Source organism: Corynebacterium sp. MSK218 (assembly GCF_030232655.1).
Classification (GTDB): domain Bacteria; phylum Actinomycetota; class Actinomycetes; order Mycobacteriales; family Mycobacteriaceae; genus Corynebacterium.
Genome location: NZ_JASPGN010000032.1, coordinates 1 through 946 on the forward strand (window position 1 = coordinate 1; position 946 = coordinate 946).

Annotated in this window: 1 rRNA gene; it reads left to right on the forward strand. The window is 53.8% G+C overall.

The features are described 5' to 3' along the window. Nucleotides 1–946, forward strand: a 23S ribosomal RNA gene (locus QP922_RS12785); the annotation flags it as partial.

Genomic DNA, 946 nt, shown 5'->3' on the forward strand with positions numbered 1-946 from the left:
AGTGGCATGTCCTGGACCCGAAGCGGGGTGATCTACCCATGGCCAGTGTGAAGCAATTGTAAGAGGTTGTGGAGGCGCGAACCCACGTAGGTTGAAAACTGCGGGGATGAGCTGTGGGTAGGGGTGAAAGGCCAATCAAACTCCGTGATAGCTGGTTCTCCCCGAAATGCATTTAGGTGCAGCGTCGCATTAGCTTGGTGGAGGTAGAGCTACTGGTTGGTTGAGCGGGACTACAATCTTAGCAATGTCAGCCAAACTCCGAATGCCATCAATTGTGTTGTGCGGCAGTGAGACTGTGGGGGATAAGCTTCATAGTCGAGAGGGAAACAGCCCAGATCGCCGGTTAAGGCCCCTAAGGGTGTGCTAAGTGGAAAAGGATGTGGGATCGCGAAGACAGCCAGGAGGTTGGCTTAGAAGCAGCCATCCTTGAAAGAGTGCGTAATAGCTCACTGGTCGAGTGGTCCTGCGCCGACAATGTAGTGGGGCTCAAGCACACCGCCGAAGCCGCGGCAATACTTTTTGTATTGGGTAGGGGAGCGTCGTGCATGTGTTGAAGCGTTACCGTAAGGAGGCGTGGAGTGTGTGCGAGTGAGAATGCAGGCATGAGTAACGAATTGGAAGGTGAGAATCCTTCCCGCCGGATGACTAAGGGTTCCTGGGTCAAGTTCGTCTTCCCAGGGTGAGTCGGGACCTAAGGCGAGGCCGACAGGCGTAGTCGATGGACAACCAGTTGATATTCTGGTACCCGTATGTCCGCGCCCATGATAAAGCACTGATACTAACCACCGCGGATACGATTGATGTGTTCTTTGAACACGTTGGTTGTTGATGTCGTGGGGCCTGATGTGTGGTTCAAGTGATGGGGTGACACAGTGTAGTAGCCATGCCGCTTAGTGGATTGTTGGTGTAAGCGTGTGAGGTGGTGTGTAGGCAAATCCGCACACCG